At 68.4% G+C, this 21,415-nt stretch carries 20 protein-coding genes and 1 tRNA gene; 13 read left to right on the top strand and 8 right to left on the bottom strand.

Going from position 1 to position 21,415, the window contains the following annotated elements; genetic code table 11:
* Positions 1-107: 107 nt before the first annotated feature.
* The 6 genes from EJJ38_RS12575 to EJJ38_RS12550 are packed head-to-tail and all read right to left on the bottom strand — an operon-like array spanning position 108 to position 5,518.
* A complete protein-coding gene (locus tag EJJ38_RS12575; protein ID WP_127090503.1) occupies positions 108-779 on the bottom strand; it encodes an aspartate/glutamate racemase family protein in 672 nt (223 codons plus the stop codon).
* Positions 776-1,720, bottom strand: coding sequence for a polysaccharide deacetylase family protein (locus EJJ38_RS12570; RefSeq protein WP_127090502.1), 945 nt, complete (start codon positions 1,718-1,720; stop codon positions 776-778). Before EJJ38_RS12570 ends, EJJ38_RS12575 begins: the two co-directional genes overlap by 4 nt.
* Positions 1,720-2,520 carry an ABC transporter permease gene (locus EJJ38_RS12565; RefSeq protein WP_127090501.1) on the bottom strand — a complete coding sequence of 267 codons (801 nt, stop codon included), beginning with the start codon at positions 2,518-2,520 and terminating at the stop codon, positions 1,720-1,722. The genes EJJ38_RS12570 and EJJ38_RS12565 overlap by 1 nt, the downstream gene beginning before the upstream one ends.
* A complete protein-coding gene (locus tag EJJ38_RS12560) occupies positions 2,517-3,353 on the bottom strand; it encodes an ABC transporter permease (RefSeq protein WP_127090500.1) in 837 nt (278 codons plus the stop codon). The genes EJJ38_RS12565 and EJJ38_RS12560 overlap by 4 nt, the downstream gene beginning before the upstream one ends.
* Entirely contained in the window at positions 3,350-4,465 is a 1,116-nt protein-coding gene (locus tag EJJ38_RS12555) for an ABC transporter ATP-binding protein (protein WP_127090499.1), read from the bottom strand. Before EJJ38_RS12555 ends, EJJ38_RS12560 begins: the two co-directional genes overlap by 4 nt.
* A gap of 3 nt (positions 4,466-4,468) precedes the next feature.
* Complete coding sequence (locus EJJ38_RS12550; protein ID WP_127090498.1) at positions 4,469-5,518, bottom strand: extracellular solute-binding protein; 1,050 nt, start codon at positions 5,516-5,518, stop codon at positions 4,469-4,471.
* Positions 5,519-5,803: 285 nt separating this feature from the next.
* Here EJJ38_RS12550 and EJJ38_RS12545 point away from each other — a divergent pair, with 285 nt between their 5' ends.
* Entirely contained in the window at positions 5,804-6,535 is a 732-nt protein-coding gene (locus tag EJJ38_RS12545; RefSeq protein ID WP_164738493.1) for a GntR family transcriptional regulator, read from the top strand.
* Positions 6,536-6,559: 24 nt separating this feature from the next.
* On the opposite strand, the gene EJJ38_RS12540 is transcribed toward EJJ38_RS12545, so the two are convergent.
* Positions 6,560-7,255 carry an aspartate/glutamate racemase family protein gene (locus EJJ38_RS12540; RefSeq protein ID WP_127090496.1) on the bottom strand — a complete coding sequence of 232 codons (696 nt, stop codon included), beginning with the start codon at positions 7,253-7,255 and terminating at the stop codon, positions 6,560-6,562.
* A 261-nt stretch (positions 7,256-7,516) separates the two neighbouring features.
* Between EJJ38_RS12540 and EJJ38_RS12535 the strand changes: the two genes are divergently transcribed.
* From EJJ38_RS12535 to EJJ38_RS12490, 11 genes are all read left to right on the top strand, one after another.
* Positions 7,517-9,190, top strand: a complete 1,674-nt coding sequence (locus EJJ38_RS12535; protein WP_164738492.1) for an ABC transporter substrate-binding protein — start codon at positions 7,517-7,519, stop codon at positions 9,188-9,190.
* A 57-nt stretch (positions 9,191-9,247) separates the two neighbouring features.
* The gene (locus tag EJJ38_RS12530) at positions 9,248-10,192 is read left to right on the top strand and encodes an ABC transporter permease (protein WP_127090494.1); all 945 of its coding nucleotides are present in this window, start codon (positions 9,248-9,250) and stop codon (positions 10,190-10,192) included.
* Between the two features lie 4 nt (positions 10,193-10,196).
* Positions 10,197-11,084, top strand: a complete 888-nt coding sequence (locus EJJ38_RS12525; protein ID WP_127090493.1) for an ABC transporter permease — start codon at positions 10,197-10,199, stop codon at positions 11,082-11,084.
* Positions 11,081-12,124: an ABC transporter ATP-binding protein gene (locus tag EJJ38_RS12520; RefSeq protein ID WP_205666167.1), complete on the top strand. Its 1,044-nt coding sequence runs from the start codon at positions 11,081-11,083 to the stop codon at positions 12,122-12,124. The genes EJJ38_RS12525 and EJJ38_RS12520 overlap by 4 nt, the downstream gene beginning before the upstream one ends.
* Positions 12,125-12,872: 748 nt before the next feature.
* Positions 12,873-13,073, top strand: a complete 201-nt coding sequence (locus EJJ38_RS12515; RefSeq protein WP_127090491.1) for a hypothetical protein — start codon at positions 12,873-12,875, stop codon at positions 13,071-13,073.
* Positions 13,070-14,515 carry an amidase gene (locus EJJ38_RS12510; protein WP_127090490.1) on the top strand — a complete coding sequence of 482 codons (1,446 nt, stop codon included), beginning with the start codon at positions 13,070-13,072 and terminating at the stop codon, positions 14,513-14,515. The genes EJJ38_RS12515 and EJJ38_RS12510 overlap by 4 nt, the downstream gene beginning before the upstream one ends.
* Positions 14,512-15,516: an ABC transporter ATP-binding protein gene (locus EJJ38_RS12505; RefSeq protein WP_127090489.1), complete on the top strand. Its 1,005-nt coding sequence runs from the start codon at positions 14,512-14,514 to the stop codon at positions 15,514-15,516. Before EJJ38_RS12510 ends, EJJ38_RS12505 begins: the two co-directional genes overlap by 4 nt.
* Positions 15,513-16,760, top strand: a complete 1,248-nt coding sequence (locus EJJ38_RS12500) for a Zn-dependent hydrolase (protein WP_127090488.1) — start codon at positions 15,513-15,515, stop codon at positions 16,758-16,760. The genes EJJ38_RS12505 and EJJ38_RS12500 overlap by 4 nt, the downstream gene beginning before the upstream one ends.
* Positions 16,761-16,920: 160 nt before the next feature.
* Positions 16,921-17,172, top strand: a complete 252-nt coding sequence (locus EJJ38_RS20305) for a hypothetical protein (RefSeq protein WP_164738491.1) — start codon at positions 16,921-16,923, stop codon at positions 17,170-17,172.
* On the top strand, positions 17,172-18,107 hold the full coding sequence (locus tag EJJ38_RS12495; protein ID WP_164738490.1) for a dihydrodipicolinate synthase family protein: 936 nt from the start codon (positions 17,172-17,174) through the stop codon (positions 18,105-18,107). Before EJJ38_RS20305 ends, EJJ38_RS12495 begins: the two co-directional genes overlap by 1 nt.
* A gap of 115 nt (positions 18,108-18,222) precedes the next feature.
* Positions 18,223-18,298: transfer RNA gene (locus EJJ38_RS12490), tRNA-Phe, on the top strand.
* A gap of 112 nt (positions 18,299-18,410) precedes the next feature.
* On the opposite strand, the gene EJJ38_RS12485 is transcribed toward EJJ38_RS12490, so the two are convergent.
* The gene (locus EJJ38_RS12485; RefSeq protein ID WP_127090486.1) at positions 18,411-19,805 is read right to left on the bottom strand and encodes an FAD-binding oxidoreductase; all 1,395 of its coding nucleotides are present in this window, start codon (positions 19,803-19,805) and stop codon (positions 18,411-18,413) included.
* Between the two features lie 244 nt (positions 19,806-20,049).
* Here EJJ38_RS12485 and EJJ38_RS12480 point away from each other — a divergent pair, with 244 nt between their 5' ends.
* Entirely contained in the window at positions 20,050-20,847 is a 798-nt protein-coding gene (locus EJJ38_RS12480; protein WP_127090485.1) for a LuxR C-terminal-related transcriptional regulator, read from the top strand.
* The last annotated feature ends 568 nt before the right edge of the window (positions 20,848-21,415 follow it).

The following is a 21,415-nucleotide window of genomic DNA, read 5'->3' as shown; positions in this document are numbered from 1 at the left end:
GGCGGCGTCATTCCTTGCGCCGGAACGGGCGCTTATACACGAGACGCAACCGGGGGGCCACCTCGTCCCTGCATGGCTCCTGCGATGGATATCGGGCTGGCGCGCGCCTAGGAATGACAGGTCGCGCCAAGGCTTGCCATGCGCGCAACGGCGAGGCGCGCCGCAGCGGCCACCGGATTGATGAGCGGCACACGGAAGCGCGCCGCCAGCGCATCCGCCGCCGCCCCGAGCGGCCCGCCGCCGATCACCAGCGCCGCCAAGCCGCCCGGCGCCAGCGCCCGTTCGCACGCCGCCTGCAATGCGGCCAGCAGGGCATCTGCATTCCCCATCAAGGGGCCAAGATCGCCGTCCGTCAGCACCACGCCCCGAAACTGTGCGGCAAGGCCCAGCCGGTGCGCCATGTGGGTGATGGAGGCGACGAGGTCCGGCGTTACCGTCACCACGGCAAAGCTGCGCCCCCCTGCCCCCGCCTCCCGCATGGCGGCTTCGCCAAGCCCCGTGACGGGACAGGCCAGCACCCGCGCCGCCCGCTCCAGTCCCGGATCACCGAAGGCGCCGATGATGAGGCCGTCCGGCGGCGAGGACGACATCTCCAGCGCCATCCCGGCCACCACGTCCCCCGCCTCGACCAGGGCGCCGGGCGTCGTGATCATCGAGACCCCGCGCGGGGCGGTCAGCCCGTCCACCCCGACGCCGGGCACCGCCTGCCGGGCGATGGCGCACATGCTTTCGGTGGTCGCCGCATTGGTGTTGGGATTGAGGAGGACCAGCCGCCTCATGCCGCATCCGGGCCGAGCGCGCGGCGGATCAGGTCGCCCCGTCCCACCGCCTCCAGCCAGTGGAGCGCGATGGCGTCGCGGCGGGCGAACCAGACGCCCGGCCGGGAGGTGGCGTGGCGCAGGAAACGCTCCAGCCCGCCGATGCGGCCGGGCCGCCCGATGAGGCGTAGATGCAGCCCCACGGACAGCATGCGCGGCGCCTGCGCGCCCTCCTCATAGAGGCGGTCGAACGCCTCGATGCAATAGCGCGAGAAATCCTCCGCGAACACGAACCCACCGCCCGGCTGGAAGCGCATGTCGTTGGTGTCGAAGGCATAAGGCAGGACGAGACAATCGTGCCCGGCCTCGCGCACCAGATAGGGCAGATCGTCATTATAGGCGTTGGAATCATAGAGGAACCCGCCTTGCTCCAGCAGCAGGCGGCGGGTGTTGGGCGAGGTGGCCGAGCGCGTATGCCAGCCGCGTGGCGCGCGGCCCGCCGCCGTGGTGATGGCCTCCACCGCGCGGGCGATGGCCGTGCGCTCCTCGGCCTCGGCCATATGGGCATGGGTCTCCCAGCGCCAGCCATGGGCGGCCACTTCGTGCCCGTCCGCCACCGCCTCGCGGGCGATCCAGGGCGTGTGCGCCAAAGCGCGGCCATTGGCGTTCAGCGTCGCCTCGACCCCGTACTTTACGAGAAGCGCCCGCACCCGTGGCCAGCCTGCGCGGGGGCCGTATTCGAAGTGGGATTCCATGCACAGGTCACGGGCGCCCACTACCTCCTCGCGCACCTCATAGACAGCCTCGTTGCGCTCATCGCCCTGGCCGAGGGACAGTTCCGCCCCCTCCTCCACATTCACCACCAGGGACACGGCCAGCCGCGCCCCGCCCGGCCAGCGCACATTGGGGGGCTTGCCGCCATAGCCCAGGAAATCCCGATCGCTCGAAAGGGAGGCGGGCATCACAGGTCCGCCATCCGGCGCAGGCCCACCAGCCGGTCGCCCACGAGCAGCACCAGCATGGCGAGGAGGATGAGCAGGGAGGAGACGGCGGCGATCATGGGATCGGGGCTCTCCTCCACATATTGCAGCATCTGGATGGGCAAGGTCTTGGTCCAGGCGTTCGTGAAGAAGATGGAGATGGGGTAATTGTCCATGGACGCCAGGAAGGCGAACATGCCGGAGGTGACGAAGGCAGGCGCCAAAGACGGCACCATCACCTTCACCACCGCTTTGGGATAGGACAGGCCGAGGATGCGCGCGGCATCGATCAGCGTGAAGTCGAACAGGCTGAGGGACGCATAGACGGTGCGCACCACATAAGGCAGCGTGATCACCACATGGGCGAGGATGAGGCTCGCCCACACCGAGCGCAGCCCCGCCCCCCGGAACGCCTCCAGCATGGCGATGCCCAGAACGAGGCCGGGCAGCATGAGCGGCGACACCAGGAAAGTCACCGCCGCGCCCCGCCCCGGAAAGCGCCCGCGCAGCAGGCCGATGGCCGCCAGCGTGCCCAGCACCAGCGCGATGAGAGTGGAGACCACCGCCAGCTGAAGCGAGGTGGCCACCGCCGGCCACAAATCCCGCGAGCGGCCCATGGCCTCGTACCAGCGCAGCGAGAAGGACGGCGCCGGGAGCGTGAAGACCGCGCTGGAGCCGAACGACACCGCCACCGTCACCGCCAAGGGCGTGAGCAGGAACACCACGGTGAAGGCGGCGAGCGTCCAGACGAGAACGGAGGCGAAGCGCTCGATCAGCGTCATGTCTCGCCTCCGAACCGGCGCGAGAGCGCGGCGCTTGCCACCACCACCGCCACCGAAAGGACCAGCAGCACCACCGCCGTGGTGGAGCCCAGTTGCTCATTGCGCATGAACAGGAAGGAGCGGCCGGTGAGGGTCGCCAGCGTCTGGAAGCGGTCGCCGATGAGCAGGCTGGGCACCACATACATGGACGTGGCCATGGAGAAGACGAACGCGACGCCCGTGACGAGGCCCGGCAAAGTGAGGGGCAGCGCCACCGTGAAGAAGCGCTGGAGCGGAGAGGCACCCAGCGTGGCGGCGGCCTCCGTCAGGCGCGGATCGATGAGCTTCAGCACCGAATAGATGGGCAGGATCATGAAGGGCACGAACACGTTGGCCGCGCCCAGAACGAGGCCCGCCTCCGTGAAGAGCAGGCGCTGGGGCTCGTCCCAGATGCCGAGGAAGATGAGGGCCTGGGAGATGACGCCGTCCCGCCGCAGCACGATCTGCCAGGCGAAGGCCTTCACCACCACGCCCACCGAGAGCGGCAGGATGATGGCCACCAGGATCAGCGCCTGCGCCGCCCCCTTGGCTCGCGCCAAAGCGAGCGCCGTGGGATAGCCGATGAGCAGGCACACCAGAGTGACACCGGCGGCGATGCGGATGGTGTTGCCGATCACCGTCCAGCTGAAGCCGTCCGAGAAGAAAGCCACGAAGGCGGACAGCGAAAAGGCCCCGTCCACCACAAAGCTGCGGGCCAGCAGGCCCGCGAGCGGCACGCCATAGACGACCGCCAGATAGAGAATGGCGGGCAGCGCCAGAAGCGCCACGGGATCGAGGCGAGCGAAGCGCGTCATGCCGCCACCTGCGCCGCCAAGGCGGCCTCCATGTCGCCCGGCAGGGGATAGACGCGGGTGTCCGCCGCGGCGAAGGAGAGGGTCATTTCCCCTCCCGGCGCGACGCCGGCCGGAAGGCTCGGCGCCTCCACCTGCACCTCCGCGCCCTCGGGGGCGTGGAAATGGAGCTGAACGCGCGCGCCCTTGAACACCGCATCGACGAGGGTCGCGCGCACCACATTCTCTCCGCGCCCGTCCAGCGCCATGCGCTCGGGCCGCACACCCACGAGAACGGGACTGCCCGGCAGGAAGCGGCCGAGCCCGCGCACCGGGCCGAAAGCGGTGGAGACCACCACCTCATCCCCGTCCGCCTGCGTCACCCGGCCCGGCAGGCGGGTGGAGAGGCCGACGAAACCCAGCGCGAAGGCGGTGGCGGGCCGGTCATAGATCTCCGCCGGCGTGCCCAATTGCTCGATGCGCCCGCCGGACATGACCGCGATGCGATCGGACATGGCGAGCGCCTCATCCTGGTCGTGGGTGACGAAAATGGCGGTGGTGCCCACGTCGCGCAGGATGCGCTTCAAATCCACCTGCATGGCCTCGCGCAGCTTGCGATCCAGCGCCGAGAAGGGCTCGTCCAGCAACAGGAGCTTCGGCTCCACGGCAAGCGCCCGCGCCACCGCCACGCGCTGCTGCTGCCCGCCGGAGAGCGCCTTGATGGAGCGATCCGCCAAGGCGCTCATGCGCACCAGCTCCAGCTGGCGCGACACGGCGGAGGCGATGGTGTCGGCGGGGGCGCCGCGCGCCTTCAGGCCGAAGGCCACATTGGCGCGCACGTCGAGATGGGGGAACAGGGCGTAGTTCTGGAACACCACGCCCACGTCCCTCTTGTGGGGCGGGCGGGTGGTGATGTCCTGCCCGTCCAGCACCACCCGGCCCCGGTCGGGCCGCATGAGCCCCGCGACGATGCGCAGAAGCGTGGTCTTCCCGCAGCCGGAGGGACCGAGGAGCGAGATGAACTCGCCCCGCGCCACGCTGAGATCCACTCCGTCGAGGACCCGCGCGGCGCCGAAGGTCTTCTCCGCCGCCGAGACGTTCAGGAAGCCGGCCGCGCCGGTGGGTGCCTCGCCCATGGCTCACAGCGCCATGTCGCGGTCCCAGCGGGACACCCATTTGGTCCGCTCGGCCGCCACGTCCGCCCAGTCGATCTGCACCACCTTGAGGTCCGCGGGCAGGCCGGCGGGCTTGGGCGTCGCCTTGTTGGCGCCCAGCGAATTGGTGGGGCCCACCAGTTCGGCCTGAAGCGGGGCGCTCAACAGCTCGTTCACATAGGCGAAGGCCAGTTCCGCCTGCGGGGCGCCCTTCACCACCGCGATGCCGGAGGGCATGGCGAACACGCCTTCCTTCGGTGCCGCGAGGCTGATGGGCGCGCCTGCCGCCTTGCGCTCGCTGGCATAGGAGGACATGGCCGGGCCGATCATCAGCGCCTCGCCCTGCTCCAGCAGATTATAGGCCTGGGGCATCTGGGTGTAGATGGTGAGCAGGTTGGGCTTGAGCGTCGCGAGCTTGGCGAAGCCCGCATCCACGTCCTTCTGCCCGGCCGCGAGGGGCGCCCCCTTGGCCAAAGCGGCGGCGGCGAAGATCAGCGGCAGCCCCTCGGTATTCTGCGGCGAGGGGATGATGATCCGGCCCTTATATTTGGGGTCGAACAGATCCGCCCAGGAGGTCGGCGGGGCCTTCATGGAATTGGCATAGGCGATGCCGAGCCAGGGCTGGAGATAGTTGGCCCATGCGCCGTCCATGTGCACGGCGCCGGGAACGAGGTCGGCGAGGTTCGGCACGGCTGCGGTGGTGAGCGGCTCCAGCAGGCCCTCGCGCACGGCGAGGATCATCACCGGGTCGTCCATCTGGACCACCGAGAGATATTGCGAGCCCTTGTTCTTCTGCATCTTCTCCAGGTTCACCAGCGACTTGGTGCCCTCGAAGATGATCTTGCACTTGTATTTCTTCTCGAAGGCCGGAGCGACGATGCTCTCCACCCAGGGCTTGTGACTGGCGGCGCCGCCCACCACCAGTTCCTTGGTCTGGGCGCGCAGGACCGAAGGCGCCGCGACAAGGCCGGTGAGCGCGATGCCGGCCTTGAGGATGGTGCGCCGCGAGGGGACGCCCGAGTTCGAGAAGGACATGACCGAACCTCTTTCCGATGGGTTCCGGCGCGAGCCGTGTGCCCCGTCTCGCAACGAGCGTGCCAAGGCCGCTCCAACATCGAAAATTCATGAAATTTCATTAAAAATCATATGACTACTGAAACAGCCACACCCTCGCGTCGAAATTCCAGCTTGAAACCAGTCCGCTAAAATTGTGCACAATTGATCCAATTTTATGCACGATCGTCACCCCCTTTGACGGACCCGCCCCGCATGGGGGATGGTTGCACCACGACGCGGGCGTGACCGCGCATGAGCCTGCCCATGGATGAAGACCAGATCCACGCCACCCTCTCCCGCATGCTTCTGGCCGGGCGCCTGCCGGGCGGAACGAAGCTGGGCGAGCACCGGCTCGCCGATATTTTCGGCGTCAGCCGGGAGCGTATCCGCAAGGTGCTGCACCGCCTGGGACATGAGCGGCTGATCGAGGTGGTGAAGAACCGGGGCGCCTTCACGCTCGCTCCGGACCCGTCCGAGGTTCATGTGGTGTTCGAGGCCCGCCGCATCCTGGAGGGCGGCATCGCGGCCCATCTGGCGGACACCCTCTCCCCCGACCAGGTGGAGACACTGCGCGCCCATGTGGACCGCGAGAGCGAGGCCCTGAAGACCGGCGACCGCCGCACCTGGCTGCGCCTCTCCGCCGAGTTCCATTTCCTGCTGGCGGCCATGACGGGGAATCCCGTCATCGTGCAGCAGGCCCGTGAACTGGTGGGGCGCACCACCATGCTGGTGGCTTTCTACGAGAACAATGCGGGCGCCCAATGCGGCTGCGCCGAGCATCGCACCATCTTCCGGGCGCTGGCCTCCGGCGAGCGGGCGCGGGCGGGCAAGGCCATGTCCGCCCATCTGGCGCTCATCGAGACGCGCCTGCGCCCCCTCGCCTGCGTGGATGCCGGGCCGCCATTGGAAGACGTCATCGCCGAATTCATGGAGCCGCCCTCGCCTCCCGCCCGGACACGGCGGAAAGCCCAAATGAAAGCGGAAGCGCAGGCTTGATCTCCAGATGGGCAGAGTACGCCCTCAGGCCGAAGCGCGCGAACCTGCGGAAAGCCGCGCCAGCGCCAATGTCTGCTCGAAACCCGCCGCCAGGGAATCCAGAGCCGGGACCGGCACCTCGCCCCTGATCTCCCCCGCATAGCCCGCCAGGGCTGCGCCCGCGACGATGAGCACATCGGCGGGCGTGCGCGCCAGAAGATCCCGCGCCGCCGCCGCCACCACCGGCCGCCCGGCTTCATGATCGCCGGACAAAGCGAGCCCGTCCCCCTCCACCACGCCGATGCCCGCGCACCGCTCCTGCAGGGCCAGCCTGCGCAAAAGCTCGCGGATCATGCCCGGCCACGCGGCCCCCATGGTGAGGATGGCGAAACGCTCGCCCAGTTGCAGCGCGGTGAGCACCGCGCCTTCCGCCATTCCCGCCACGGGAAGCCCGGTCTCCGCCCGGATCGCCTCGATGCCCGGCTCGCCGAAACAGGCGTAATAGCAGGCATCAAAGGGCGCCCGCCCGGCCGCCGCCTCCACCGCCACCGCCGCCCGCACGGCTTCCAGCGCGCCGTGCGCCGCCACCGCTGCGGCCGCGCGGCTGGAGACGTAGGGCGCGCCGAACGGGGCGGTCGCGCCGACAAGTTGCACATCCTGCGGGCACCGCTTCGCGACGGCGGACAGCATGCGCGCGGTGACGCTCTCTGTAGTGTTTCCATTCAGCAGCAAGATCTTCACGGCGCGTCGAACCTCCTGCGGCGGGGCGCGGACGGCAAGGGAAGCATGCCCGGCCCCGGCAAGGAAAGCGCTTGCAGGAGCGGCGGCCCAAATCATTTGCATACAAATTGAGCATGCCCGACATTTCACCGACGAAACGGCAACATTTCATCGCTCCATTCCCCTTAGGTCATGCCCGGCGAGCCCCGCGCCCGCTCAACCGGCGCACATGGCACGCCGGTTGCTAGTTCACCCCCCGTGCTCACCGAGGGGACCCAAGTGATGCCCATTCTTGCTCTTTCCCGCCGCAGTGGACGCCAGATCGGCGCGGCGCTGCTCCTGGCCACCGCCGCCGCTATCGCGGCTCCGTCCATCGCCGCCGCGCAAACCACCCTGCGCATCGGCATGACCGCCGCCGACATCCCGCGCACGCTGGGCCAGCCCGACCAGGGCTTCGAGGGCAACCGCTTCACCGGCCTCACCATGTATGACGGGCTGGTGAACTGGGACCTGTCCTCCGCCGAGAAGGCCAGCACCCTCACTCCTGGCCTCGCCACCGAATGGAAGGTGGATGACGCCGACAAGACCAAATGGGTCTTCAAGCTGCGCCCCGGCGTGACCTTCCATGACGGCTCGCCCTTCACCGCCGACGCCGTGGTGTGGAACGTGAACAAGGTCCTCAACAAGGAGGCCCCCCAGTTCGACGCCAGCCAGGTGGGCGTCACCGCCTCGCGCATGCCCACTTTGGTCTCGGCCAAGAAGATCGACGACCTGACGGTGGAATTCACCACCAAGGAGCCGGACAGCTTCCTGCCCTACAACCTCACCAACCTGTTCGTGGTGAGCCCCGCCAAGTGGCAGGCGCTCTATGACAAGGCCGAAGGCGCCGACGCCAAGGCCAAGGCCGCCGCGGCCTGGACCGCCTTCGCCGCCGACGCCTCCGGCACCGGCCCGTGGAAGATGACCAAGTTCGTGCCGCGCGAGCGCCTGGAACTGGCGAAGAACGACGCCTATTGGGACAAGGCGCGCGTTCCCAAGACCGACAGGATGGTCCTCCTGCCCATGCCGGAGGCCAATGCCCGCACCGCTGCGCTCCTCGCCGGCCAGGTGGACTGGATCGAGGCGCCCGCGCCGGACGCCCTGCCCCAGCTCCAGTCGCGCGGCTTCCAGATCTACAAGAACGAGCAGCCGCATGTGTGGCCCTGGCAGTTCTCGCGCGTCGAGGGCTCGCCCTGGAACGACATCCGGGTGCGCAAGGCCGCGAACCTGTGCATCGACCGGGAAGGCATGAAGGACGGCCTGCTGGGCGGCCTCATGGTGCCCGCCACCGGTACGTTCGAGCCCGGCCATCCCTGGCGCGGCGACGTGACGTTCAAGATCAAGCACGACGTGAAGGAAGCCCAGAAGCTGATGAAGGAGGCCGGCTACGGCCCCGACAAGAAGCTGAAGGTGAAGAACCAGACCTCGGCTTCCGGCTCCGGGCAGATGATGCCCCTGCCCATGAACGAGTATCTCCAGCAGGCCCTCGCCGAATGCTATTTCGACGTGGCGCTGGACGTGGTGGAGTGGAACACGCTGTTCACCAATTGGCGACGCGGCGCGAAGGATCCCACCGCCAACGGCTCCAATTCCATCAACGTGACCTATGCGGCGATGGACCCGTTCTTCGCCCTGGTGCGCTTCCTCCAGTCGGGCATGGCGCCGCCGGTCTCCAACAACTGGGGGTTCAACAACAATCCCGAGTTCGACACCCTGGTGAAGACCGCCCGTTCCACCTTCGATCCCGCCGAGCGTGACAAGGCCCTGGCCGCGCTTCATGCGGCCTCGGTGAACGATGCCGCCTTCCTCTATGTGGCCCACGACGTGGGGCCGCGCGCCATGTCGCCGAAGGTGAAGGGCGTGATCCAGCCCAAGAGCTGGTTCATCGACTTCTCCCCCATCACCATCACGCCCTGACCCTGACGGCACGGGGCGTGCGCGCCCCGTGCCTCTTCCGCGCCGAGGTTCCGCGCCGTGCTGCTCTATGTGCTCCGCCGCATCATCTATGTGATCCCCATCGTGATCTCGGTGGCGCTCGTGTGCTTCCTGCTGGTGCACATGACGCCCGGTGATCCCCTGGTGGCGGTGCTCCCGCCCGATGCTTCCCAGGAACTGGCCGCGCAATTGCGGGCTGCCTATGGTTTCGACCGGCCATTGCCGGTGCAGTTCGCGATCTGGTTCTGGAACGCGCTGCACGGAAACCTCGGCACGTCCATCGCCACCGGCCGCCCGGTCTTCACCGAGGTGATGCGGGCGGTGGGAAACACCTTCATCCTGGCCGTTACCGCCTCCATCATCGGCTTCGTGCTCGGGGTCTTCTTCGGCCTGATCGCCGGATACTTCCGCAACACCTGGGTGGACAAGGTCGCCACCGGCATCGCGGTCACCGGCGTGTCCGTGCCGCACTACTGGCTCGGCATGGTGCTGGTGATCATTTTCTCCGTTACCCTCAATTGGTTACCGGCAGTCGGGGCGGGTCCGGGGGGATGGGCGTGGGACTGGGAGCATATCCGCTTCCTCATCCTGCCCGCCGTCACCATGTCGGTGATCCCCATGGGCATCGTCACCCGCACGGTGCGGGCGCTCACCGGCGACATCCTCTCCCAGGACTTCGTGGAAGCCTTGCGTTCCAAGGGTTTGAAGGAGCGGCAGGTGTTCCGGCACATCGTCAAGAACGCCGCCCCCACCGCCATCGCCGTCATGGGCCTGCAGCTGGGCTATTTGCTGGGCGGATCCATCCTCATCGAGACGGTTTTCTCCTGGCCCGGTACCGGGTTCCTCCTGAACTCCGCGATCTTTCAGCGAGACCTGCCTTTGCTCCAGGGTACTATTCTTGTTCTGGCGCTGTTCTTCGTGTTCCTCAACCTCATCGTGGACGTGGCCCAGGCGGCCATCGATCCGCGCATCAAGCGGAGCTGAGGCCATGACCGCAGCCAGCGACGCCGCCCTCCAGGCCGCCCCCGTCCACAAGGCCCGCGGCTATTGGGCCACGGTGGGCCGCCGCCTCCTGCGCGACAAGGTGGCGGTGGTGTGCGGGTTCATCCTGCTCCTCATCGTCCTCGCCGCCATCTTCGCGCCCTTCCTGCATCTGGCGGATCCCTACCAGGGCTCCATGATCCGCCGCCTGCGCCCCATCGGCACGCCGGGCTATCCCCTGGGCACGGACGAGCTGGGTCGCGACATGCTCTCGCGGCTCGTCTATGGCGGGCGCCTGTCGCTGCTCATCGGCATTTTGCCGGTCATCCTCGCCTTCTGCATCGGCACCTCGCTCGGCCTCGTGGCGGGCTATGCGGGGGGCAAGGTGAACACCGCCATCATGCGCACGGTGGATGTGTTCTACGCCTTCCCTTCCGTGCTGCTGGCCATCGCCATTTCCGGCGTGCTGGGCGCGGGCATCGTGAATTCCATCGTCTCGCTGACCGTGGTCTTCATCCCGCAGATCACCCGCGTGGCAGAGAGTGTCACCACCAGCGTGCGCAATCTCGACTTCGTGGACGCCGCCCGCGCCTCGGGAGCGGGGCCGCTCACCATCATGCGCGTGCACATGCTGGGCAACGTGCTCGGCCCCATCTTCGTCTATGCGACCGGCCTCATCTCGGTCTCCATGATCCTGGCGGCGGGCCTGTCCTTCCTCGGCCTCGGCACCAAGCCGCCGGAGCCCGAATGGGGCCTCATGCTCAACACGCTGCGCACCGCCATCTACGTCAATCCCGGCGTCGCGGCCCTGCCGGGCGTGATGATCTTCGCCGTCTCCATCTGCTTCAACATGCTCAGCGACGGGCTGCGCAGCGCCATGGATATCCGCAATTGACGACGCCCCTGGAACCCATCGCCGATATCGGCGGCGCCGCACAGCCTTTGCTCGACGTGAAGGGGCTGACCAAGCACTTCCCCATCGGCGGCGGCCTGTTCGCCGAGAAGAAGATCGTCCGTGCCGTGGACGACGTCTCCTTCCAGGTGGGCAAGGGCGAGACCGTGGGCATCGTTGGCGAGAGCGGGTGCGGCAAGTCCACCACCGCGCGCCTGCTCATGCATCTCATGGAGCGCAATTCCGGCGAGATCCTCTTCGACGGCCAATTGGTGGGGGCCACCTTCTCCCTGCGCGAGCTGCGGCGCGGCATGCAGATGGTGTTCCAGGACAGCTACGCCTCGCTCAATCCCCGCCTCACCATCGAGGACAGCATCGCCTTCGGCCCGAAGGTGCACGGCATCTCCGACAAGGCCGCCCGGGAACTGGCCCGCGACCTGCTCACCAAGGTGGGCCTGCGGCCGGAAGTGTTCGCCAACCGCTATCCCCACGAGGTCTCCGGCGGCCAGCGCCAGCGCGTGAACATCGCCCGCGCCCTCGCCTTGAAGCCGCGCCTCGTCATCCTGGACGAGGCTGTGTCCGCGCTGGACAAGTCGGTGGAGGCGCAGGTGCTGAACCTGCTCACCGACCTGAAGCGCGACCTCGGCCTCACCTATCTGTTCATCAGCCACGACCTCAACGTGGTCCGCTACATCTCAGACCGGGTGCTCGTGATGTATCTGGGCCAGGTGGTGGAGCTGGGGCCGGTTGATGCGGTCTATGACGGCCCCGCCCACCCCTATACGCGCGCGCTCCTGGCCGCCATGCCCGCCATGGACCCGGACGAGCGCACCATGACCCCGCCCATTTCCGGCGACCCGCCCAATCCCATCGACCCGCCCTCCGGCTGCCGCTTCCACACCCGCTGCCCGTTCGCAGAGGAGGTGTGCAGCAAGGTGGTGCCCGCGCTGTCGCCCGTGGACGAAAGCGGCCATCTCGCCGCCTGCCATCAGGTCATCCCCGGCTCCGGCCACAGCCGCGCGCCCGTTCTGGAGGCCGCATGAGAACGGCCTCAGTCAATAAAGCCCTCTCCCGCTTGCGGGGGAGGGTTGGGAGGGGGAAAGGGCGTTCGGGTCTGGATGCGCCATCGTCGCCCTGCTTGATGGCCCCCTCCCTAGCCCTCCCCCGCAAGCGGGAGAGGGGACAGGGCAACGCCCGCCATATGGAAGCAGCACCGGGCGAAGCTGCCTGTCCGGTCACACCGGCCGCCTGCCATCAGGTCATCCCAGGCCGCATGAGAACACCCGCAGTTCAAAAAGCCCTCCCCCGCTTGCGGGGGAGGGTTGGGAGGGGGAAAGGGCGTTCGGTCCTGGATGCGCCATCGTCCCCCTGCTTGATGGCCCCCTCCCTCGCCCTCCCCCGCAAGCGGGAGAGGGGACAGGGGGCACCAGGGACCATGTGCCGCCCGGACAGCGCGACACTCCCGCCCCGGAGGTGTTGCGATATCCAGTTCTTTCTGCCCCAGCCGTTCGCGCCCCTCTCCCCTTGCGGGAGAGGGTGCCGAGCGACAGCGAGGCGGGTGAGGGGTTGGGCACCGCTTGGGGCAGGCATTCACGCACCGGCGCAATTGGAAAAGCCCCCTCACCCCACCCCTCTCCCGCGAGGGGAGAGGGGGCAGGCCGCACCGATGGCCATGCCGTCTCCAAACATCGCAACACCCCAACGGGGGGCGAGGCGCGCGCTCAACCGGGCCTGGATGAGCCTCACATCGCAACACTTTCCTCGTCGGTGCGGGAATCGGAACCTCACGCCATGACCTCATCCCTCACCGCCGAGGCCGTCATCGTCACGGCCCGCACCGCCGGTCTCGACCTCACGCCGGAGACCGCCTTGCGCATCGCCACCGCCGTGGCGCCCGCGCTGGATGCGTTCGCGCCGGTTTCCGGCACGCTGCCGCTGGATCTGGAGCCCGCCACCTTCCTGCGTGTGCAGCGGCAGGGAGACGGCGAATGAACGCCCATGCCGCAACGCCCGCCTCCGCGCGGATCGACGACCCCGCGCTCCTCACCCTCACGCAGGCCGCCGCCGCCATCCGTTCGGGCCGCCTCTCCTCCCGCGAGGCGACGCTGGCCTGCCTCGCGCGCATCGAGATCGCCCAGCCGCGCCTCAACGCCTTCATCTCCATCGAGGCCGAGGCGGCGCTCAAGGCCGCCGACGCGGCCGATGCCGCCCTGGCGCGGGGCGACGTGAAGGGGCCGCTGCACGGCGTGCCCCTCGCCCACAAGGACATGTATTACGACGCCGGCCATGTGGTGACCTGCGGCTCCAAGGTGCGGCGGGATTGGGTCGCGCCCCTCACCGCCACCGCCCTCCAGCGGCTGAAGGATGCGGGCACGGTGCGCCTTGGCGCCCTGCACATGGTGGAGTTCGCCTTCGGCCCCACCGGGCACAATCCGCACTATGGCCCCGCCCGCAACGCCTGGAACCCGGACCATGTGACGGGCGGCTCCTCCTCCGGCTCCGGCACGGCGGTGGCCGCGCGCCTCACCTATGCGGCCCTGGGTTCCGACACGGGCGGCTCCATTCGCCTGCCCGCGCATTTCTGCGGCATATCGGGCCTGAAGACCACGGTGGGCCTCATCAGCCGCGCCGGGGCCATGCCGCTTTCCCAGTCGCTGGACACGGTGGGGCCCATGGCCCGCACGGTGGAGGACTGCGCGCTGCTCGCCGGCCTCATGGCGGGGGCGGACCCGGCCGACCCCACCTGCGCCGACCGGCCGGTGCCGGACTATCTGGCGGCCACCGCCCAGCCTTTGGCAGGCCGCGTCATCGGCATTCCCACCCGCTTCTATGTGGACGATCTCGACGCCGACGTGGCGGAGGCCCTGGACGAGGCCATCGTCACCTTCGCCCGCGCCGGGGCCCGCCTTGTGCCGGTGGACCTGCCGGACCAGTCGCGCCTGTCCGCCGCCTCCACGGTGATCCTCCTGTCCGAGGCGGCCGCCTTCCATGCTGAAGGGCTGGCACGGCGGCCGCAGGACTATGGCGACCAGGTGCGCGCGCGCATCGAGAACGGCTTCGTCCTTCCCGCCGTCACCTATCTGGAAGCGCTGCGCTGGCGCGGGCCGGCGCTGGCCGCCCATCTGGAGGCGATCAAGGGGCTCGACGCCGTGCTCGCCCCCGGCGCGCCCATGCCCGCGCCCACGCTCGCCGAGACCGATCTCGGCGGCGCCCCCAACGCGGAAGCCATGATCCAGCGGCTCACCCGCTTCACGCGGCCGGTGAACTATCTGGGCCTGCCCGCCGTGAGCATCCCCGCCGGCTTTACCAAAACCGGCCTGCCCGTGGGCCTGCAGCTCATGGGCAAGCCGTTCGACGAAGCGACCCTGCTCGCGCTGGGCGCCGCCTTCCAGCGCGAAACCGACTTCCACACCAAGATGCCGGAGCTGCCATGACGGAGCGTCTCCCCTCAGCCGCCGCGCCTGTCGTCAGCGTGGAGGACCTCACCATCCGCTTCACCGGCGAACGCACGGTGCATGCGGTGAACAATGTCTCCCTCTCGCTCGGCCAGGGCGAGGTGCTGGGGCTTCTCGGGGAATCCGGCTCCGGCAAGAGCGTGACCATGCGCGCGCTCATGCGCTTGCTGCCCCGCAAGAAGGCGCAGATTTCCGGCCGCGTGAGCGTGGCCGGGCAGGATGTGCTCGCCCTCTCCGACACCGCCTTGTCCGACTTCCGGGGCAAGGTGGTCTCCATGATCTTCCAGGAGCCGGCCCTCGCGCTCGACCCGGTCTATACGATCGGCGACCAGATCGCCGAGAGCGTCATGCGCCACGAGGGCAAGTCCCGCACGGAGGGCATGGCCCGCGCGCTGGAGATGCTGGACCTCGTGCGCATTCCCTCCGCCAAGCGGCGGCTTGCCGCCTATCCGCACGAAATGTCCGGCGGCATGCGCCAGCGCGCCATGATCGCGCTCGCGCTCGCCTGCAAGCCCAAGGTGCTGCTGGCGGACGAGCCCACCACCGCGCTGGACGCCACCGTGCAGATCCAGATCCTGCTGCTGCTGCGCGAGCTTCAGCGCGAGATGGGCATGTCGGTGATCTTCGTGACCCACGATATCGGCGTCGCCATCGAGATCTGCGACCGCGTCGCCGTCATGTATGCGGGCCAGATCGTGGAGACCGGGTCGCTGGCCGACATCGTGCGGCGCCCCATCCACCCCTATCCGCGCGGCCTGCTGGCCGCCACCGTGCACGGCGCCAAGCGCGGCGCGCGGCTGGAGACCATTCCCGGCACGCCGCCCTCCCTGGACGTGGCGCCCGTGAACTGCTCCTTTTCCCCCCGCTGCGCGTCCGTGCAGCCGCGATGCCGCGAAGCCCTGCCGCCCCGGATCGACCTGGGGCCGGGCCGCTTCTCGCGCTGCATTCTCGCCGAACAGAGTGTCCCGGAGCCCGCATGACCGCCTTGCCGAACCTTCGCATCGACGCCGACCGCTTCTGGGACACGCTGATGGAAACCGCCCGCTTCGGGGCGACGGAAAAGGGCGGCGTGCGCCGCCTCACGTTGTCCCAGGAAGACAAAAAGGTGCGCGACTGGTTCCGCGCCGCCTGCGAGGATGCGGGGCTGACCGTTCAGGTGGACGAACTGGGCAACATGTTCGCCATCCGGCCCGGCAAGGACATGAGCAAGGCGCCGCTGGGCTTCGGCTCCCATCTGGACACCCAGCCCACGGGCGGCAAGTTCGACGGCATCGTGGGCACGCTGGCCGCGCTCGAAGTGGTGCGCACGCTGAACGATGCGGGCATCGAGACCGAGACGCCTTTGTGCGTGTGCAACTGGACCAATGAGGAAGGCTCCCGCTTCGCCCCCGCCCTCATGGGCTCGCTGGCCTTCGTGGGCGACTTCACGGTGGCCGACATCCTCTCCCGCACGGACATCGATGGCGTGAGCGTCGCCGAAGCCCTGGACGCCATCGGTTATCGCGGGCCCGCCAAAGTGGGCGCGCAGCCCTTCTCCGGCTTCGTGGAGCTGCATATCGAGCAGGGGCCGATCCTGGAGGCCGAGGGCAAGACCATCGGCGTGGTGGAGCATGGCCAGGGCATCATCTGGTATGACGGGCGCATCACGGGCTTCGAGAGCCATGCGGGCTCCACGCCCATGCCGCTGCGCCGCGACGCCCTCGCCACCCTGTCGGAAGTGGTGCTGGCCATCGAGGCGCTCGCCACCGCCCATGGCCCCGACGCGGTGGGCACGGTGGGCGAGAGCGTGATCGCCAATCCCTCGCGCAACGTGATCCCCGGCGCCATCGCCTTCACCGCCGAATTCCGCAGCCCGGACGCCGGCACGCTGGAGGCCCTGCACCAGGGACTTCTGGCGAAGGTGACGGAGATTGCCGCGCGGCGGAAGGTGGAGATCGCCCTCGACCTCAACTGGCGCAAGGAACCCACCCATTTCGCCCCCTCCGTCATCGCGGCCGTGCGCGGCGCGGCCGAGGGGCTGGGCTTGCCCAACCGTCCCATGGTCTCCGGCGCGGGGCATGACGCCTTCGCCATGGCGGGCATCGTGCCCACCGCCATGATCTTCGTGCCCTGCAAGGACGGGGTGAGCCACAACGAGGCCGAATCCGCCGAAAAATCCGACTGCGCGGCGGGCGCCAACGTGCTGCTGCACACGGTGCTCACCCTGGCGGGGACGGCGTCCTGAGGCGAGATCCCTTGCGCGTTACGCGGCGTTTATGCGTGAGCGCGCCTTTCACATGGCCCCGTTGCGGGCACGTCTCCTAGCGTGAGGAACGCGATGAATGGCGGGCCGGTCCTGAACCGGCCGACCCGCCGGTTCTCGCGGATCATCCCAGGAGACGACCATGCTCGCCCAATCGCGTCCCACCTCCACCGCCCGGCTCCACAGCTTCCTTGTCGGCCCGTCCCGCAAGGGGCTCTGGGTGGTGCGCGAGGAGGACGGCAGCACGGAAGGCGTATTCCGCACCCAGCGCGACGCCGTGCGCTTCGCGCTCAGCGAAGGCGGCAGCGCGCAGACCATCCGCTTCATTTCCGACACGCTCGACCCGAGCTGGTACCGCCCGAGCGCCAACGACAATGCCGCGGCGGCCCGCTGATGACCGCCACCGACACCTCCCCATGGGGGCAGAAGGGCGCGCCCTGGGCGGTCCTCAGCCTCGTCACGCCCTTCCGGGACGGAGAGCTGGATGTGCCCGCTCTCTCCCGTCTTCTGGCCGCCCATGCCGCCTTGCCGGCGGACGGGGTGCTGGTCACCTCCGAAATGGGCGAATCGGCGACGCTGCGGCGCGAGGAACGCATCCAGATCGTGCATCTCGCCCGTCGCCTCCTGCCCGCCTCGATGCGCGTCATCGCCGCCATGGGCACCAATGCCACCGAGCCCACATTGGCGGAGGCGCTGCGCGTGGCGGAGGCGGGCGCGGACATGCTGCTGCTGCGCACGCCCTATTATAACCGCCCCACCCAGAGCGGCCTTGCCGCCCATGCGGAGCGGGTGGCCGAGAGTTGCGGCCTGCCGGTTCTCCTCGACCAGGACCCCGACCGCTCGGGCATCGCCTATGCCCCCGCGACCTTGGAGGCGCTGGCGCGCCATCCGCGCATCGTGGGCCTGCGGGAGGTGCGGTTCGAACCGGGCGCCTCCACCCTGCTGGCCGCGCGCTGCGGGCCGTGCTTCCTGCGGCTGTGCGCGGACCCGCGCTTGCTGGCGGCGCATCTCGCCTCGGGCGGCCAGGGCATCGTCAGCCCCTACGGCCTGATCGCGGCGGACCTCGTCCTGGCCCTTTTGGACGCCTGGCGCGCCTGGCGCCTGTGCGATCTGCGCACCGCCCAGGAAAAACTCGCATGGGCCCTGGCGGACCATGGCGGCGAGGCCGATCCGGCAGGGGTGAAGTTCGCCCTCTCCCGGATGGGCCTGCTGCCCCACCCGGACGTCCGCCTGCCCTTGGTGGGGCCGGACGCGGCGGCCCGCACCGCCTGGACCGCCACCCTCGCCCGCCTGCGGGACGGCCCGCAGGGATTGCGCCGCACCGGCTGAGCGGGCGACGGACGCGGTATGCGCCTGCCCTGTTGAAAGCTGTTCCGGGGTCTGGACAGGCCGAAACGAGTTCTCTATACACGCCGCTCCGGACGCTCTTTCGGAGCGGCCCGGCGCCCAGGTAGCTCAGTTGGTAGAGCATGCGACTGAAAATCGCAGTGTCGCTGGTTCGATTCCGGCCCTGGGCACCATTCATCCCTTTGAAATCAAAGAGTTGGACGAGCCTTCGTTCCCCTTGGGATACGACGGTCGCTTCGACGCGCCTTGCGCCGCCGCGTGTGACGGGCCCGTGAGCCCGCCCCCCTAGGGCTCCGACAAACCCTCGAAATAATCGAAGAAAACGCCCTCGGGATCGTGCGTGGCCCGCAGGTCGCACAGCTTGCGCCACTTCTCCGGGGTGAAGGCCTCGATGGCGTTGGCGGGCCGCTCGACCGTGTTGGATTCGCCCAGGTAATAGCCGAGGTTGAAGGGCCGCAAGGTGGTGATCAGGTCGCGATGCCAGGCGGCATTGGCGGCGTCATCCTTGGCGTCCCACCACATGGTCCAGGGGCCGCCATAGACCTTGGCGTGCATGGACAGGGCCATGTCTTTCTGCGGGGCGGGGACGTTCGGGCCGCAGAAAATGGTGAACAGGAAGACCGTAGTGGGCGAAGGTGCCTGCGAGAGAAGCGGCAGCACCGCCTGCATCATCTCGCCGGGATCATGGTTCGAGAAGGTCGCCTCCACGCGGGCGCGCACGCCCTCGGGCCAGAGCGCGCCGGAGCCGTCGAAGAGCATCTCGAAATTCAGCGGGGTCGCGACCTCGCGGGACAGCGGCGCCACGGGAGGGGTTTCCAGCGGCTGGAGCGCAGCACGCGCCGCCTCCGGCGTGTCGTCGAACGCCGCGCCCGTCACCATGCAGAGCCAGCCATTCCGGTCGGCTGTGGCCTCGCGCAGATGCGGCGGGGCCTGGACGATGAACTGGCTCAGTTCCACGCTCGGCGACATGCCCGGAGCCGCGCGCCCGAGCCATGTGCCGATGACCGGCGCATCTTCCAGGCGATAATAAGAGGTGCTGCCGTGAATGGCCTTCGGCAGCGCATAGAGCTTCAGATAATATTTGGTGACGATGCCGAAGAAGCCCGAGCCCGCGCCGCGCGCGGCCCAGAAATAGTCCGGGTTCTCGGTTTCGCTGGCCGTGATCAGTTCGCCCTGCGCGGTCACCAGTTCGATGGCCTCCAGGCTTTCCGCGCCGGATCCCCAGACGGTGGGGTTCCAGGCCATGCCGCCGCCCAGGAAATAGCCGCTGGCCTTCACCTGCGGGCAATGGCCGGTGGGAAAGGCGAGGCCCAGGGGATTGAGGGCCGCCTGCACATCCCGGTTGCTGATAATGGGCTGGATGACCGCCCGGCGGTTGTCCACGTCGATGGAGAGGACCTTCGTGAAGGCACCGATGTCGATGAGCAGGCCGCCATTGCGCAGGGAAGGCTGGCACCAATTGTGGCCGCCCCCGCGCACCGCCACCTTCAGCCTGTTGGCGCGGGCGAATTTCACCGCCGCGATGATGTCGTCCTCGTCCGTCGCCTTCACGATGGCCAAGGGCGCGCGGGTGGGCACCAGCCGGTTCCAGAGCGGGCCATGGAGCGCGTCCAGAAAATCCGCGTCCCCAGCCGCGTGAACCGGCCCCTTGCAGGCGTTCTTCAAGGTCTCGATGTGCATATCCTGGCCAATCCCGTGCGAAGCAGCGATTGAAGCCGGGAAACACCCGGCGGGCGTGCAGATCAGGTAGCAGAGCAGCGCAAACGGCGCCTATTCCCCCATTTGAGGGATAATGCGCCCTCAAAGAGGCTCCGCTGCTTGACCGACCCGTGTTTGTCGCACAGTTTCGCCGCTCACGCTGAAGCTGTGCGGGTGGCTCGCGGTACGAGGCGCCACGGGCCGCATCTCAATCCGTGGGCACCCCATGACGGACATCCACGTCCCCTCCTCCGCCGCTCTGGCCGAAGCGGATGTCCGCGATATCGTGAAGCTGCTGGGCGACGTGATCGTCGCGCGGAGCGACTTCTCCACGGCGAAGCGGCATCTGGTTGAGGGCATCTGCCATCTCGTGCAGGCCGATGCCTGGACATGGAGCCTGGGCTGCGTGGCGGAGCCGGGCGAGCAGCCCATCTATCTGGGCATGGCCCATGGCGGCTTCGACGATGCGCGCTACCAGCAACTGGTCCTTGCCGCCTCCCATCCCGACATGGCCTGGACCTCCCGGAAGCTCCTGGACGAGATGCGGCAGAGGGCCGCCCACGTCACGCGCGCGCGGCAGCAGATCGTGGACGAGGCGACATTCTCCACGTCCGGCGTGAATGCCTATCTCTGCAATGCGGATATCGGACCCTTCATCTTCTCGCTCCGGCCCATCGACACGCGCGCCGTGAGCACCATCTGCATCTATCGCCGCAAGGACCAGCCGGACTTCTCGGATCGGGAGGCCCGCATCGCGCATATCCTGCTCAGCGAACTGCCCTGGCTCCATGAACAGGGCTGGCCCACCGACAGGGGCGTGACCGTGCCGCGCCTGTCGCCCCGGCTGCGTCTTGTCCTGAACCTTCTGCTGGATGGGCGCACGCGCAAGGAAATGGCCAAGAGCCTCGCGCTCTCGGAATACACCATCGCCCAATATCAGCGGGCCGTTTACGGCCATTTCGGCGTCAACTCCCACACGGCCCTGCTGCGGCGCTTCCAGATGGGTGATGGCGGCGACCGCTAGAGCGCGCCCTTGGTTGATTGCAGCGCGAGGCGTTCTTGCCCTCTCCCACACCGAAGTCGGATGTTTCCGACTTCGGCACGTTAGCCATCCGAACTTGGCAACAGCCGAGTTCGGAGGAGAGGGAGAAGTGGTGCGGCAGCGTGGATGGCCGGAACATGCCCAGCCATGGGTTTGGAAAAATGTGTCCAAGCCTGAAAAGTGTGGATTCAATCAAGCTGCGGCTTGGCCGGGCCGCCCATTGCCCCGCCTGCGTCGGCATGGGGCCTATCCCTCAAATGAGGGAATAGGCGGCATCCACCTTGGTCTGCTACCTCCTGGCTTGCGACGTAAGTCTATGGCAACGTGTCCTGATCCGCGCTTCGTGCGGGCAGGGGCCCGGTGAATGCCGTCCCGCTTTGCTCCGCCATCCGGCCCGCCCTCCCCTCATCCCAAAAGGGAAAGCTCCCCATGAGCACCATCGGTATCCGCGGTTCCTTCTTCGATTTCATCGACGACCCGTGGAAGCATGTCGGCCGTGAGCAGGATGCGGCCCGGTTCCATCCCGATGGCCTGATGGTGATCGAGGACG

Source organism: Aquabacter cavernae (assembly GCF_003993795.1).
In the GTDB taxonomy this organism is placed as follows: Bacteria; Pseudomonadota; Alphaproteobacteria; order Rhizobiales; family Xanthobacteraceae; genus Aquabacter; species Aquabacter cavernae.
The sequence above is the reverse complement of the archived record's forward strand: the minus strand, read 5'-3'. Positions and strand labels throughout refer to the sequence as shown.